8 protein-coding genes are annotated in these 15,850 nt (G+C 67.0%); 1 reads left to right on the plus strand and 7 read right to left on the minus strand.

Annotated elements, in window-relative coordinates; translation table 11 throughout:
* Positions 1-13: 13 nt before the first annotated feature.
* The 7 genes from RALTA_RS24640 to RALTA_RS24670 all read right to left on the minus strand — a co-directional run bounded on the left by RALTA_RS24640 (position 14) and on the right by RALTA_RS24670 (position 13,872).
* Positions 14-1,054, minus strand: a complete 1,041-nt coding sequence (locus tag RALTA_RS24640) for a formylglycine-generating enzyme family protein (protein ID WP_012356679.1) — start codon at positions 1,052-1,054, stop codon at positions 14-16.
* Between the two features lie 13 nt (positions 1,055-1,067).
* Complete coding sequence (locus tag RALTA_RS24645; RefSeq protein ID WP_050976524.1) at positions 1,068-3,062, minus strand: arylsulfatase; 1,995 nt, start codon at positions 3,060-3,062, stop codon at positions 1,068-1,070.
* Between the two features lie 442 nt (positions 3,063-3,504).
* On the minus strand, positions 3,505-4,947 hold the full coding sequence (locus tag RALTA_RS24650; protein WP_050976525.1) for a DUF1254 domain-containing protein: 1,443 nt from the start codon (positions 4,945-4,947) through the stop codon (positions 3,505-3,507).
* A gap of 406 nt (positions 4,948-5,353) precedes the next feature.
* The gene (locus RALTA_RS24655) at positions 5,354-6,382 is read right to left on the minus strand and encodes a Bug family tripartite tricarboxylate transporter substrate binding protein (RefSeq protein WP_012356682.1); all 1,029 of its coding nucleotides are present in this window, start codon (positions 6,380-6,382) and stop codon (positions 5,354-5,356) included.
* A 46-nt stretch (positions 6,383-6,428) separates the two neighbouring features.
* Complete coding sequence (locus RALTA_RS24660) at positions 6,429-8,900, minus strand: CaiB/BaiF CoA transferase family protein (protein WP_012356683.1); 2,472 nt, start codon at positions 8,898-8,900, stop codon at positions 6,429-6,431.
* Positions 8,901-8,943: 43 nt separating this feature from the next.
* Complete coding sequence (locus RALTA_RS24665; RefSeq protein WP_012356684.1) at positions 8,944-12,261, minus strand: acetyl-CoA carboxylase family protein; 3,318 nt, start codon at positions 12,259-12,261, stop codon at positions 8,944-8,946.
* A 60-nt stretch (positions 12,262-12,321) separates the two neighbouring features.
* Positions 12,322-13,872, minus strand: coding sequence for an acyl-CoA carboxylase subunit beta (locus tag RALTA_RS24670; RefSeq protein ID WP_012356685.1), 1,551 nt, complete (start codon positions 13,870-13,872; stop codon positions 12,322-12,324).
* A gap of 176 nt (positions 13,873-14,048) precedes the next feature.
* Here RALTA_RS24670 and RALTA_RS24675 point away from each other — a divergent pair, with 176 nt between their 5' ends.
* Positions 14,049-15,818 carry a sigma-54 interaction domain-containing protein gene (locus RALTA_RS24675; protein WP_012356686.1) on the plus strand — a complete coding sequence of 590 codons (1,770 nt, stop codon included), beginning with the start codon at positions 14,049-14,051 and terminating at the stop codon, positions 15,816-15,818.
* Positions 15,819-15,850 lie beyond the last annotated feature (32 nt).

Genomic DNA, 15,850 nt, shown 5'->3' on the forward strand with positions numbered 1-15,850 from the left:
AATTCGTCGTCGCTCAACCATCACGCAGCACCGTCCTGAAGCCGATATGCGACGTGGGCAGGTCGTTTTCCGCCGGCTCGCGAGCCGAAGCCCGATAGCGTACGCAGAAATCCGGCGCGCACAGGAAGGAGCCACCCTTGATGACGGCGCTGCGTACCGCGCGCTGCCTGCCGGCAACTGCCGCGGTATCGCCATTGGCATGCGACTGCCGCGGCCCGGTGTAGGCGTCGGCGGTCCATTCCCACGCATTGGCGATCATGTCGTACAGCGCGAAGCCGTTCGCCGGGTAGCATCCCACCGGAGCCAGCCCGGCAAAGCCATCACGCGAGCTGTTCAGCACCGGGAACACACCCTGCCAGTAGTTGGCCGTGGGCGTGCCATCGGCCGATTGGGGTGCGGCTTCCAGCGCGGCATCGCTGCGCCCGGCCTTGGCCGCGAACTCCCATTCATCCTCGCTCGGCAGTTCGCGTCCCAGCCAGCGCGCATAGGCCAGCGCATCGGCCTGGGTCACCAGCGTGACCGGCTGCGAAGCACGAGCTTGCCAGCCGTCGCGGTCCGCATCCGATCCCACCGCGCGTCCTTGCGGGTGACGCCAGTCGCCGCCCTGCACCATCGACCACCATGCATACGGGCGCGCGCGCAACTCGGCATCGGAGGGCTGCCGGAAGACCACCGCGGTGCCCTGGCGCTCGGCATCGGTGATGTAGCCGGTAGCGTCGACGAAGGCGGCAAACTGCGCCACCGTGACCTCGGTCTGGTCGATCCAGAACGGCCGCACGCGCACCTTGCCGGCCGGGCGCTCGTCCGGATAGCCGTGCGTCGTGCCGGGCAAGAACTCCCCACCCGCAACGCGCACCATGCCGGCGGTGCGCTCCTTGCCCCAGCCTGACGGCAGCCCGGCGTACGCCGCGCACTGCTGCGGCGTGCCGAGTGGCGCGCGGTGCGCCGGACTGCCCGCCGGCACCGCCAGCGTCGCCGCCAGGCCGCCGGCAAAGGCCAGTGCGGCGACGGCAAGCAACGCCGGGACCCGCCAGGGTTTTGCCTTGAGCGTCATGCCCCTGCCCCGGTCAGTAGATCATGCCCGGCACCTTGGGCAGCACCGCCCCGACCCTGGCCGCGTAGTCATTCCATTTGGCCTTCAGGTCCGCCAGCACATCCGGCCGCTGCACCGCCAGGTCGTTGGTCTCGCCACGGTCGGCGCGGATGTCGTACAGCGTCCATTCGCCATGCGCCGGCCCGAATGGCGGCTCGATCCACACTGCCTTCCAGTTGTCGCTGTAGACATAGGTGCGTCCGTACAGCTCTTCGGCAAAGGTGGTGCGGCCGGTGGCTTCGGTCTTGCCCAGCAGCGTCGGCAACAGCGACACGCCGCTGATCGGATAGACATTGCGGCCGTCGTACACCACCTTGCCGGCGTTCCGGTCCACACCCTTGCTGTCGTACAGCGGGGCGGCGGGCGTCGACGGCGCGCTGATGCCCGCCAGGTCCAGGAAGGTCGGCGCGAGGTCGACCACGTGCGTGAAGGCCGTGACCTTCGGCTGCGCCGCCGCCGAGGTCGCCGGTACAGCCCCCGGGAGCTTGACGATGGTCGGCACCGAATGGCCGCCCTCGGACGGGAACGACTTCCACAGCTTGAACGGCGTGGCGCTCACTTCAGCCCAGCGCTGCCCGTAGTCCAGGTTGGCGTGGCCCTTGTAGTCGCGCGTGCCCAGCGTCGGGAACACCGCGGGATCGGCATTGCGCAGGTTGTACGACTGATCGTATTTGCCGCCGAACTCGTAGTAGCTGGCCTCCGGCCCGTTGTCGGACTGGAACACGATCAGCGTGTTGTCGTATTCGCCGATGTCCTTCAGGTGCTGCACCAGGCGGCCGATGTTGTCGTCCAGGTTCTCGACCATGGCCGCGTAGATTTCCATATAGCGGGCCTGGGCCTTCTTTTCGTCCGCGCTCAGGCTGTCCCACTTCTTGTTGGCGTTCATCACGCGCGTATCCACCCCGCCTTGCGCCACGCTGCGCGTCGCCGACACATAACTGGCCTGCGCGGTGCCCCAGCCGGGCGTCGCCGGCGTGACCGCTAGCGTCTCGTCGCGGCCTGGGTTGGGCGTGAAGTCGGCGGGAATCAGGCCCAGCGCCTTCTGGCGCGCCAGCCGCGCCGCGCGGATGGGCTCGTAGCCAGCGTCGTATACGCCCTTGTAGCGGTCGAGGTAGGCCGCCGGTGCCTGCAGCGGCGAATGCGGGGCCTGGTAGGTCAGGTAGGCGAAGAATGGCTTGCCATCGGCATTCTTGCCGGTGCTGGAATCGATATAGCGCAGGATGGTGCTGGTATAGAAGTCCGTCGAATAGAAGTTGGTGGTATTGGGCGTGACATAGTGATCGTCCTCGACATACGCGGTCGGGCCGTTGCGGCCGAAGTGATCGCCGCCGCCGCCCAGCAGCGCATAGCTCTTCTCGAAGCCCCACGAGACCGGCGTCTGGCCCGGTGCCGTGGCGCCAACCGCCGTACCCTGGTTGGTGCCATTGGGCAGGCCGCTGCCGAGGTGCCACTTGCCGGCCATGTAGGTGTGATAGCCGCCGTCCTTGAGCAATTGCGCGATCGACAGCGCGCGGTCGTTCAGGTAGCCCTCGTAGCCGGGAATCGGCTTGCCGTTCTCGTCGATATAGTTGGCGTCCGTGTTGGCCATGGTGCCCTGGCCGACCAGGTGGTGGTCGGTCCCGGAGATGATCATCGAACGCGTGACCGCGCACACCGTGGAGGTGTGGTGGTTGGTCAGCAGTCGGCCGTCGCCCACCAGCTTGTCCAGGTTGGGCGTGCGGATCTCGCTGCCGAAAGCGCCCAGGTCCGAATAGCCAAGGTCATCGGCCATGATGAACAGGATATTGGGCCGCTTTGCCGCCTGCGGCTGCGTCGGCTGGGTGGTCGAAGACTCGTCGCCATTTGGCGCGCGGCCGTCATCGCTGCCGCAGCCAGCCAGCGCCAGCGCGCCCAGGCAAACGGCGGCGAGCAAGTGGCGCTGCGGGGCCCTGCGATCGATTCTAGAGGACACTACTCTGTTTGTTGTCATGCGCCTGTCTCGCTTCAGTGAATGACTCGGAAAAGGCGTCATGCTAAGAATGCGTCACGCGTCGCAGAACGAATAATTTCGCATAACCATTTGCGCGCGATAAGCCAGCCTGTACTGCAGGCTTTGACAATAATGGTCTCCCCATTGCGAAAGCGGGCAGACACCGTGAATGGGCGTCACGCAGGAGAGTTGTTGGGCGTCGCTTCGACCGGTTGAATTCGCAGTCCGAAGCCGCCATTGACGCCAGAAAGCCGGCATCCAGACTGACGACTGGCTGAGCCAGGCCAGTTTTCTGCCGTCTGACCTGCATCGCGCCAATGGCGGAAGCCGGTCAACGCCGACATTCGCAGGAACCGCCAAAGACGCCGAGCTAGCATCGCATGGCCGCGCCTCTACCCCCGACATTCCCGACGATGAATCGTCTCGCGTCCCGCCAGTGCCTTCACTCCGCTGCCACCATCGGAGGCTGGCGCCATTGGCCGGAAATCGCCTCGGGCCGCGGAAGATACAGCCTCATGATGGCGTAGAACGGGCCGTCCGGTGCGGGCAGCCAGTTGCTGACCTTGTCCTTGCCCGGACTGTCCTTCTGGATGTAAAGCGTAAGACCGCCATCTTGGTCCCGCTTGAGCTGCGGGAGCATAGGGGAGTTGATCAGGTATCGGTTCAGCGCGTTGTCCACCAGAAGCTTGCTCTTGCCGTCATACATGGTCAACGACCAGAATGCATTGGCTGGCGGCAGATGATGCTGGTCGAAATGAAGCGTATAGCGCATCTTCGATGCGTCCAGCGGCTTGCCGTCCTTGTCAACGTAGTAGGAGGAATACAGCGCTTCCTCAATGGAATTGCCAAAGATCCCAAGTGCCGCTCCGGCGTAGCGGTACATGTAGTTGTTCTGCAGGTGCTCGCGCGTACCGAAGAGCGCACCACTGCTCACCTTCCGGGTATCGATCTGCTTCTTCTTGAACTCGGCGAACTGCGTCTTGCCATCGGCCATGCCGTCGGCCATGGCCTTCCGCATCGCCGGTGATAGTGCGTTTTCGTCGAACGGCAGGCCGCGGCCGACGCCGATCTTCGCAAAGCGTGCCATCAAGTCTTGCTCGCTCGGCACCGTCGAGGCGAACTGCAGCATGAAATTCAGATAGCGGAAAAATGCAAGGGAACTGGTGGCGTCCGCGCCGGGCTTCGGCCAATCGATGGAAGCGGCAGCCGCTGGCGCCGGCTGGCTAAGAAACGCGCTCAGCGTCCTGACCTTGTACCCTTTCTGGATGGCCTGTACCCGCGCCAGGTCCTTCGGGTTGAAGAGCTGCGTGCGATACAGAGCATAGGCGATGCTGGATTCGCTGCGAATTACCGCTTTGACGCCGTCCGGCTTCTCGCCTTTCCAGTCCGGCCCCACGATCATGAAGTTACCACCCTGGTTGCCGGTGGTTCGCGTACCGAGATACGCGAAATTGTGCGTATAGATGTCGATGAGCTGGACAGAGTAATAGCGCTTCTTCTCTATCGGCGGCAGCGTCAGCACCAGCGGTTCCGCCCGAAGATCCATCCAGACAAACGAATACGGGGTATCCGAATTGGGTGTGATGATTGCCCTGTCCTTCGGCGTAAAGACGTTGGCGGTATTGCCGATCTGGTTGAATGGCGCCTTGAAGTCGGGGCCACCCTGATCGATCGCCTGGGCGTAGAGCGTCTTGTATTCCTCGACGAGCGGGAAACCGTAGATATACGCGTCGCGCGCGATGGAGGCAGCTTCCGCTTCACTGAGGGTGCCAGCAGCCCCGGTGTCACTGATCTTATCCGCCGCTGAGCCGTCCTTCACGGATTGGCATGCTGATAATGCCACGATCGGAAACAGGGCAGCTACCAATAAGCGCTTCATCAACATACAAAGTCCATAAAAAGCCGATCCGCTTTGATTTGACGCCAACGTGCGGCCCGAAATGGCGGCGCCAAAATCTTCGCAGATGGCCGCCGGTCTTGTGAAGTAAATCTTTCCGATGCCGTGTTGAAAAAGTCCTTTGCCTGTCCATGCGCCAATGCTGCCGGTAGCGATCGGCCTGCCCATCGTCCCGGAACCCGAGACCACGGCCAATGTTGCAGCTAGCACTTTAGCGGACATGCAGCCAGCCGCTTTCGGGCGTCCGAGGAGGGTCGATCTTCGACGAGAAAAGTTCACCAGACGGCGCCAGGCCCAGTCTCCCGCATACCGACCGCCCGGCGCTATCCAGCAACATCCGCCAACGCGCACATTCCCCGCGGAGTCCCGCAACTCCGCGGGGCCGTCTGCCGCCTCAATCCAGCGTGATGGCTTCGCGCTGGATCACTGCCGTCCAGTTGCCCTCCTCCCTTGCCACGCGCTTCGCAAAATTGGCCGGATCGATCATCACGACATCGCCTTGCTGGCCCAGCGCCGTCTTCGCCTTGCTGTCCTCGGCAAGCCCTTGCGCGACCGAATGAAGCTTCTGGACGATCTGCGGCGGCGTGCCGGCCGGTACCAGCATGCCGATCCAGAACGACACGTCGAAGGGAGCGATGCCAAGCTCCTCCAGCGTTGGCACATCCGGCAACTGCGCCATGCGCTTCGATGCGGTCACGGCGAGGGGCTTGAGCTTGCCTGCCTTGATCTGCGGCAGCGCTGTCCAGGTGTCGAAGGCGGTATCCAGCTCACCGCTGATCACGGCCAGTTGCGCCTGTGCCGCGGACTTGTACGGAATATGCGTGGTCTTGATCCTGGTCCGGTTGTTCAGCATGGCAAAGCTCAGATGCGCGATATTGCCCGGCCCGGCCGAGCCATAGCTGACCTTGCCGGGATGCTGCGTCGCGTAGCGCACGAGTTCCGGCACCGTGCCGACCGCGTTCTTCTGCGACCAGTCGGGATTGGTGACGAGGATGAATGGCGCCTCGATGACCAGCGTGACCGGCGTGAAGTCCTTCGGCGAATAAGTGCCCTTCTTGTAGATCTGCGGGTTGATGGTGATGCTGCTGGAGTTGGTGACCAGCAAGGTATAACCGTCCGGCGCGGCCTTGGCGGCCTCGCCGACGCCGATCAGCCCGTTCGCGCCCGCCTTGTTTTCCACCACCACAGGCTGGCCGAGGGACTTGGTCAGGCGCTCCGAAAGCACCCGGGCCACGGTGTCCGTGAACGATCCCGCCGGAAAGGGAACGATCATCCGGATCGGCTTGTTCGGCCAGCCGGCATTCTGGGCCGCGGCCGGCACGGCCATCGTCGTGGCCAGGATGCCGAGCGCGGCTGCCGCCATGCCGAGTTTGCCGGCCTTTGCGCCGGCCTGGCAGCGCTGGATCCATGTCGGTTTGTTCATGCTGTCTCCGTGTCGTAATAGGGGTGTTTCTGAATACTTGCAGGACTCATGGCACTGGCTTTGCCTGCTTTGGCTTCGCCACGGTGCCGGTAATGCCCAGTTGTTCCAGGCTTGCGATCTGCTCCGCGCTGAGGCCCAGCACGCGGCGCAGCACCGCTTCGGTGTGTTCGCCCAGGGTCGGCGCGACATGGCGGATGGGCACGGGGTCCGGCCCGGTCCTGAACCATGCGGTGCTGGCTGTGTAGGTGCCGACGTGGGCGCGCTCGACCTGGTGCCAGAACCCGCGCGCGCACAGATGGGGGTCCGCCAACACCTGCGACATGGGCCGCACCACGCCGGCGGCGATCCCGGCCTGTTGCAGCTGCCGCATTGCCGCTTCGGCGTCGCGGCGCACGCACCAGGACTTGATCGCTTGTTCGATCCGGCCCGCGTCGGCGCGGCGTCCCGAGGCTTGCGCCAGGCTCGGATCGGCCGCCAGGTCCTCCCGGCCAATTTCCCGGCACAGCGCGGGCCACTCCGCGTCGGTCACCGTCAGCACGATCCACGCATCGTCGCCCGCGCAACGGAAGCACCCATGCGGGGCGTGCATCGGATGCCGATTGCCCTGCCGCGGCGACACGGCGCCGGCAACGGACTGCTCCAGCATGAACGGTGCGGCCATCGGCAACATCGCCTCGACCTGCGACAGGTTGATGTGCCGTCCCTGCCCCGCCGCTTGCTGGACGAACAACGCAAGCAGTATCGCCGCGCCGCCGTTCAGGCCGCCGATCGGATCGCCATAGGCGTACGACGTCATGGCGGGCGGACCATCGGGGTGCCCCGTATATAGCGGCAGCCCGCTGGCCTGCTCGAGCGTGCCGCCGTACGCACGGGTATTGCTCCACGCGTTGCCGAGCCCGAAGGCGGGCATCGACAGCATCACCAGCCGCTTATTCCTGGCGCGCAGGGCTTCGTAGTCCAGCCCGAGCTTTGGCAGCACCTCGGCGGAGTAATTCTCGATGACCGCGTCGGCGCTTTCGACCAGTTGCAGCAGCAACTGCCTGCCTTCGGGACGTGTCAGGTCCAGCGTGACCCCGAGCTTGTTGCGGTTCATCAGGTTGAAGTTCGCGTTCTTCTCGTACAGCCGGTCCCGATAGAACGCCTCGGTGAAATTGGCGCCGCGCCACCAGTCGGGATAGCCGGTGCTCTCGACCTTGATGATCTCCGCGCCAAAGTCGGCCAGCGTGCGCGCCGCCAGTGGCCCCGCCCAGCCCATCGTCAGGTCGATGACGCGAAGGCCCTGGAGCGGCAAGCGCTCGCCGGCCATTCGCCGCAGCGTCTGGCGCGGGCGATGATCCAGCCCCACGGTGCGGTAGTGCAGGTCATGCGCGCCCTTCGCCGGCGCATTGCCGCCGGGCAGCGGGCCCGCCGCATCGAGCCGCAGCGGCACCACCGGGCCTTCGAACGAAGCGCCGCCCACGCCGACCGGCACGAAGGCGCCTCGCTGCCGGTGCACGGCCTGGCCAAGCAGCGTCTCCATGGTCGGCACGATCACGGCCGGATGCTTCTGGTCCCCCAGGATCTCGAACCACTGCCGCGCCGTGCGTGTCAGGAAGGCAGGCATCAGCAGTGCGTCGATCTCGTCCGCCCGCTCCATCCGTTCCGGGCCGCTGGCGTAGCGCGGGTCGTTGCCAAGATCCGGACGGCCGATGGCCTCGCACAGGCCCTTCCACTGCGGCAGGGTGTGCGTAAAGATGCCGATCCACCCGTCGGCCGTCTGGTAGATACCGGCCGGATGCGTGCCGCAGAACCGGTTGACGCCAAGGCGCCGCAGCGGATGGCGCTTGTCCTGCACCATGCCCGCTTCCATCTCGACCACGCCGAAGATCGCTTCGTGGGCGCTCAGCACGTAGCGGCGGCTGCCCTGCCCGCTGCCGATCAGCGCCGCGACGGCGGCCGAGAATGCGCTCAGCCCCACCACGATCGCCGACTGCACGTCGTGCGGCATGTGTGGCGGTCCATCCGCGGGGCCGCTGCCGTGCACCGCGCCGGCAAGCGCGCGGCACACGGCTTCGGCGCCGGCGTAATGGCTGTACGGCCCGCTCTCGCCGAACCAGGTGAGCGCCACCTCGATCGGCGCATGCCCTGGCGTGTCGTCGGCCGCCTGCTGCCAGACCGGCGTGCCGAGAATGCCCGGGCCTTCAGCCAGCGCACGGGCGTCCAGCACCACGTCGCACGTCAGCGCCAGCTGCGCCAGCCAGGCGCCGTCCTCTACGTTCCGGTCGTCGGCGGTCACGCTTCGCTTGTTGGTATTCAGCCATGCGAACAGCGCGCTTTCCTGCTGCCCGGCCTCTGGTGCGCTGACGAGCGGCGGCATCCGCCGCCACGCGTCGCCTGCCGGGCTTTCCACCTTGATGACTTCGGCGCCGAAGTCGGCAAACAGCTTGCCCGCGTACGCCAGCGCCGGACCGCTGCCGACCTCGAGCACACGCAAGCCGCCCAGCGCCAGCTGCGCCGGGTCAAACCCATGCTTCATCATGGAAACCTCCTGGCTGTGTGCAGGAATTCGTCGGGCACGGCGCTTACCACGCATCGACAAATCCGCGGCGCTCCCTGCGGCCGCGCAAGTCCGCCGAGGCGATGCCCTGGGCGATCCACTTGCGGGTCTGCGCGGGGTCGATCACCGCATCGATCTCGACGGCGGCCGCGGTGTTGATCGCGTGGCCACGCTCGTAGGACTGGGCGACCAGCCTGTCGAACAGCGCCTTGCGCTCGGGGCCATCCGGCACCGCATCCAGCTCCTTCTTGAAGCCCAGTCGGACCGCGCCTTCAAGACCCATCGGCCCGAATTCACCAGTCGGCCACGACACGGTGAAGCTTGCCGAGCGGAAGCCGCCGCCCGCCATGGCCATCGCGCCAAGGCCATAGCCCTTGCGCAGCGTCACCGCCAGCAACGCGACACGCAGCTTGGCCGCCGTCAGGAACATGCGCGACACGTGCCGCACCTGGGCCCGGGCCTCGCATTCCGGACCCACCATGAAACCGGGGGTGTCGATCAGCGAGATGATCGGCAGGCCGTGCGCATCGCACAGCTGCATGAAGCGCGACGCCTTGTCCGCGGCGTCGGCATCGATGGCGCCGCCAAGGTGATAGGGGTTGTTGGCCATGATGCCGACAGGCTGGCCTTCCACGCGGGCCAGCGCGGTGTGGATGCCCGCGCCGAAGCCGGCGCGCAGCATCAGCACGCTGCCGACGTCGGCGATGCCGTCGATGGCCTTGCGCGTGTCGTACACGCGCAGCCGGTTCTCCGGCACGACATGGCGCAGCGCCAGCGCTTGCGGCGCGCTCCAGTGCGCCACGCGCCCCTGGAACATGGACAGGTAGTGCTTCGCCACCTGCACGGCCTGGGCCTCGTTGTCGACCAGGATATCGATCACGCCGTTGGCAACCTGCACCGATGCGGGACCGACTTCCTCCGGGCGGAAGACACCGAGGCCGCCGCCTTCGATCATGGCCGGTCCGGCCATGCCGATATTGGCCGACTTGTCGGCAATGATGACGTCGCAGCAGCCGACGAAGGCTGCGTTGCCGGCGAAGCAGCGCCCCGAGACAATGCCCACCACCGGCACGTTGCCGCTCAGCTCGGCAAAGGCGGCGAAGGACGGCTGGTACAGCCCGGACACCGAAGGGAAATCCACGTCCCCGGGCCGGCCGCCACCGCCTTCGCCGAACAGCACCAGGGGCAGCTCGTCGCGCAGCGCCACTTCGACGATGCGGTCGGTCTTGATGTGGTTGCGCTTGCCCTGCGTGCCGGCCATGACCGTGGCGTCGTACGCCATCACCGCGCTGCGTGCCCGCTCCTTGCCGACCAGGTCGCCGTTGATATGGCCGATACCGGTAATCAGGCCATCGGCCGGGGTGTTGACGATCAGGTCCTGCTGGCTGCGGCGCGAAGCCTGCGCGGCGAGCGCCAGCGCGCCGTACTCGACGAAGGTATCCGGGTCGCACAGGTCGGCGACGTTCTCGCGCGCGGTGCGCTGGCCGCGCGAACGGCGCCTGGCGACGGCATCGGGACGCGCGGCGTCATCCAGGTACGCATGCCGGTCCAGCACGCGCTGCAGGTCGGCGCGGATCGCATCGGGGTCGGCCTGCTGCGCGGCAGCCACGGCGACGCCATCGGCCTCGAGCTGCTCCAGCACGATCAGCACCTGGTGTTCCGCAGCCAGCGCCCCCGGCTCCAGCCGCAGGTCGACCACGCGCCCGCCGCATTCGGCGACGATGGCGTGCTCCATCTTCATGGCGTCGAGCACCGCAACCGTCTGGCCGGGCTTGACGATCTCGTCCAGCGCGACGCCGATCTCCACCACCCTGCCGGTCAGCGGCGCGCGGACCGCCACCAGGCCCTCGCCGATGTCTTCTTCCGGATCGGCGAGGCGCGGCGCGAGCGCCTGCGCGGGACGGGCCACGCCGCCCAGCAAGTCTTCGTGCGCGCGCCCCGCCTGCGCAATCGACTCCGCCGCTGCGGTCAGCTCCGGCACGATCGCCTCGAAGTGCCGGGTGTGGACGTCTTGCGCGAGGAAATCGTCGCGCTGCACCAGCGCGCGCAGCAGGTTGAGATTGGTCGGCACGCCGGCGATGCGGAACTCCGCCAGGCTGCGCTGCAGGCGCCGCACGGCCGCGTCGAACTTCGGCGCTGCGCTGGTGACGATCAGCTTGGCCAGCAGGGTGTCGAAGTTTGGCGACGGTTCATAGCCGGTGTAGCCATGCGAATCGACGCGAACGTCCGGGCCCGAAGGCGGGTCGAAGCGCTCCAGGCGGCCGTGCGCGGGACGCGCGAGGCCTTGTGCATCGGTCATCTCGGCGTTGATGCGCACCTGGATGGCATATCCCCGGGCTTGTGGGGGCGCCGCGGGATCCAGGCCGAGATCGGCGAGCGTCTGCCCCGCGGCGATGCCGATCTGCAGCGCGACGAGGTCGACGCCGGTGACCTGCTCGGTGATGGTGTGCTCGACCTGCAGGCGCGGATTGGCTTCGATAAAGACAAAGTCCTTCTGCTCGCCCGATTCGGTTTCCTCGACCAGGAACTCGAAGGTGCCCAGGCTCTGGTAGTTGACGCGGCGCGCCAGCCTGAGCGCCGCCTTGATGATCTGCTCGCGCAGCGGCGGCTTCAGTACCGGGCTGGGGGCGATCTCGACCAGCTTCTGGAAGCGGCGCTGCAGGGTGCAGTCGCGTTCGCCGAGGGCAATCACATGCGCGCCGTCGCCGGCGATCTGCACTTCGATATGGCGCGCGCGCGCCACCAGCCGCTCGGCGTAGACGGCATCGATGCCGAATGCCGAGCCCGCCTCGGACCGGCAGCGCGCATAGGCTTCGGCCAGGTCTTCGCGCCGGCGCACCACGCGCATGCCGCGGCCGCCGCCGCCGCCGACCGCCTTGATCACCACGCCCGCGCCGCCTTGCTGGTCGAAGAAGCTGGTGATTTCCTCCAGCGACGCCGCGCCGCGTGTCGCCGGCATGACCGGCACGTCGCTGTCGGCCGCCAGTTCAAGCGCCCGCCCCTTGTCGCCGAACAGCGCAAGTTGCTCGACGGTGGGCCCGATAAATCGGATACCGGCTTCCTGGCAGGCCCGCGCAAAGTCGGCCCGTTCGCTGAGGAAGCCATAGCCCGGATGGATCACATCGCAGCCGGCCGCCTTCGCCGCGGCGATGATGCCTGCCATGTCGAGGTATGCCGCCGGCCCGGCGCCGTCGAGGGCAACGGCCTCGTCGGCCAGGATCCGGTGCAGCGCGCCCTGGTCGTCCTGCGAATAGACCGAGACGGTCCCGATCTCGAGATCGCGCGCGGCGCGCAGCACGCGCAGTGCGATCTCTCCTCGATTGGCGATCAACAGCTTCTTCAATGCAGTCTCCTCTCTGTAATTCGATGTCCGTGCCCGGCCCGTGATGGCCGGCCTGGCCGCTCAGGGCCGGATGCCAAAGCGGCTGATCCCCGCCTCGCGCAGCGGCGCCGCCAGGTTGGCGAACTCGCACAGCAGCGCGCGGGTGTCGCGCGGGTCGATGATGTCCTCGATGACGAACGCTTCCGCGCTGCGGAACGGCGACGTCAGGCTGCGCACGCGCAGCTCGATCTCGGCGCGCTTCTGCACCGGATCATCGGCGCCTTCGATCTCGGCCTTGTAGGCGACGTCGAGGCCGCCCTCGATCGGCAATGCGCCCCAGTTCGCGGAAGGCCAGGCGTAGCGGAAGTTGAAGCGCCCCATGTGCTGGTGGGCGGCCGCCGACACGCCATAGGCGCGGCGCAGGATCACCGAGCACCACGGCACCGTGGCCTGGTAGAGCGCCGACAGCGCGCGCACGCCGTAGCGCATGATCCCCGCCTTCTCGGCGTCCAGGCCGACCTGGAACCCGGCGGTATCGACCAGGTTGACCACCGGCAGATGAAAGGCCTGGGCCATGTCGACGAAGCGCGTGAATTTCTCGGCGCTGTCGCTGTCCCAGCTGCCGCCATGGAAGGCGGGGTCGCTGGCGATCACCGCCACAGGCCAGCCATCCAGGCGGGCCAGCGCGGTGATGACGGCGCAGCCCCAGTGCCTGCCGATCTCGAAGCAGGACTCGGCATCCACCAGCGCCTGCATGATCGGCCGGATCTTGTAGTCCGCGCGGCTGTCTCGCGGAATCGCCGACAGCAGCCATTCGTCGCGGCGCGCCGGGTCGTCGCCGGGCTCGCCGCGCGGCGGCAGTTCAAAGACGGACGACGGCAGATAGGACAGGAACCGGCGCGCGCGAGCAAAGGCCTCCTGCTCGGTGCCCACCTCATCGTCCACCACGCCGTTGCGGGTATGGATCTGGCTGCCGCCCAGCTCGTTCTTGCTCAGTGCCTCGCCCACGCGAGCCACGACCGACGGCGGGCCCTCGCTGAACAGTTGCGAGGTTTCCCTGACCATCACCGAATAGTGGCTCGCTGCCACGCGCGCCGCGCCCATGCCCGCCACGGAGCCCAATGCCAGCGACACCACCGGCACCACCGACATGTTTGCCACCACGTGTTGCCAGACCTTCATGGCGGGAATCAGCGTATGACCCTTGATCTCGATATTGCGTACCGAACCGCCGCCGCCGGTGCCGTCGACCAGCCGGATCATCGGCAGCCGCAGGTCGTGCGCCATCTTCTCGGCGTGGATCAGCTTGTCGCCCACTGCGCCCTCGTTGGCACCGCCGCGCACGGTGAAATCGTCGCCCACCAGCACCGCCGGCCGGCCGCCGATCTGCGCGCGGCCCATCACCAGGTTCGACGGCACCAGGTCTAGCAGCCGCCCGTTGCTGTCGTAGCGGCCGCTGCCGGTCAGGCCCCCGACCTCCCGGAACGAGCCCGGGTCCGCCAGGGCATCGATGCGCTCACGCACCGTCAGCTTGCCGGCCGCCTTGTGGCGCTCCACCTTGCTGTCGCCGCCCATCCGCGCAGCGAGCCGCCGACGGTGGGCCAGTTCATCGATTTCAGGCTGCCAGCTCACGGTCTTCTCCTGTGTCTTCGCGCGATACATGGGTGGCAAACACATCGCAGGAGACGTGCCAGCCCACCAGGGCTCAGGCATGCATTGATTCCATTGAATAATTTCTTGGACGCCATTAGGATGTCTCCAATGACTACACGACGTGTCCACACCGGAGGCACGCACGGAGACACAAGTTGTCCTCATTGACGACACACGACGAAGACAGGTTCGCCCTTGGCGTGCTCGTCTGTGCTCGTGACGGCACCCATGAAACAGCGCTCGGTGCCTGTACCGACCCTGCCATTGCCAACGCGGCGATCGCGGCATGCGCCCGCGCAGGCACACCGGGCTCGGGACGGAAGCTCTTTCCCGTCGACGCAGCCAACCGGCGCTTCATCGGCCTGTCCCTGGAAGACGGCGACCGCCGGCTGATCGTTCTGCATCGCGCCGATACCCAGGCCGTGCTGCTCGACTTCCTCGGCACGGTGCCCTTCGCCGGCGCGATCCTGGATTACTTCCTGAACGACCCGTACCAGGCCATTACCGTGGTCGACAAGGCGGGACGGGTGCGCTTCATCAGTCCGGTCCATGAGAAGTTCCTCGGACTCGACCCCGGCGGCGGCATCGGCCGCCCGGCGGCAGAGGTCATTCCCAATTCGCGGCTGCCGCAGGTGGTGGCCAGCGGGAAGGCGGAGATCGGGCAGCTGCAGCAGCTCGACGGCGCCACGCGCGTGGTCAATCGCATGCCGATCCGCCAGGACGGCGAGGTGGTGGGCGCCATCGGGCAGGTCATGTTCAAGGGGCCGGAAGCCCTTGTCCGCATGCACAAGGAACTGGTCGAATTGCGCTCTGAAGTGGCGCGCTACCAGCGCGAGGTCGACGGTCTTCGCCACGGCCTGCAAGAACGGCAACCGACGTTCGGCCTGATCGGCGAAAGTGCGCCGATGCAGCGCCTGCGCCGGGAAATCCAGACCGTGGCCCGCCTTGACGTGCCGGTGCTGATCCTGGGCGAAAGCGGCACGGGCAAGGAGCTGGTGGCACGCGCCATCCACGGCGCCGGGACCGAGCCGGCCAGCGAGCGCCCGCTGGTCAGCCTGAACCTCGCTGCCCTGCCCGCCACGCTGATCGAGTCGGAGCTGTTCGGCCACGCGCCCGGCGCCTTCACCGGCAGCCAGCGCCAGGGACAGGCGGGCAAGCTCGAACTGGCGGCAGGCGGCACGGTCTTTCTCGACGAGGTCGCCGACATCCCCATGGAAATGCAGGTCAAGCTGTTGCGCGTGCTGGAAGACCACATGGTCGAACGCCTTGGCAGCCGCCGCGCGCAGCGGGTCGACTTCCGCCTGGTCACGGCCACCAACCGAGACATTCCCGAGCTGATCGACGCCGGGCGTTTTCGCCTGGACCTGTACTACCGGCTCAGCGGCGTGGTGCTGCGCATCCCCGCGTTGCGCCAGCGGCGCGAGGACATTCCGGCGCTGCTGCAGCATTTCGTCGACGCCTTCTGCACGCGCAACGCCATGCCGGCACCAGGCATCGACCACGAGGTGGCGCGTTACCTCGCCGGCCAGCCATGGCCCGGCAATGTGCGCCAGCTGCGCCAGCGCATCGAGGAGGCACTGGTCTTCTGCGACGGGCGGACGCTGCGCGTGGCGGATTTTGCGCGCGGAGAGTCGGCGCGCGGGCTATCGGCACGGCAAAGCCAGCCCGACGCGCCTGCGCACGAAGCCACCGATCCATACGACACTGCCGCGACGGACGATATGCCCTCGCCGTCTCACGTTCCCGCACACCGGTCACCTGCCGAGCCCGCCGCGGGCATGCGGGAACTGGCCTATGCAGCGGTAATGGATGCCGTCGCGCGGCACGGCGGCAACAAGAAGCGCGCGGCCGAGCAGCTGGGGATTTCGCGCTCGCACCTGTACAAGATCCTGGAGCGCGGGCCGCACGCGTCGCGCTCGAAATAGGCAGGTCCCGCGAAGCCGTAGGCCGTCCACTT

The organism is Cupriavidus taiwanensis LMG 19424 (genome assembly GCF_000069785.1).
GTDB classification, from domain to species: Bacteria; Pseudomonadota; Gammaproteobacteria; order Burkholderiales; family Burkholderiaceae; genus Cupriavidus; species Cupriavidus taiwanensis.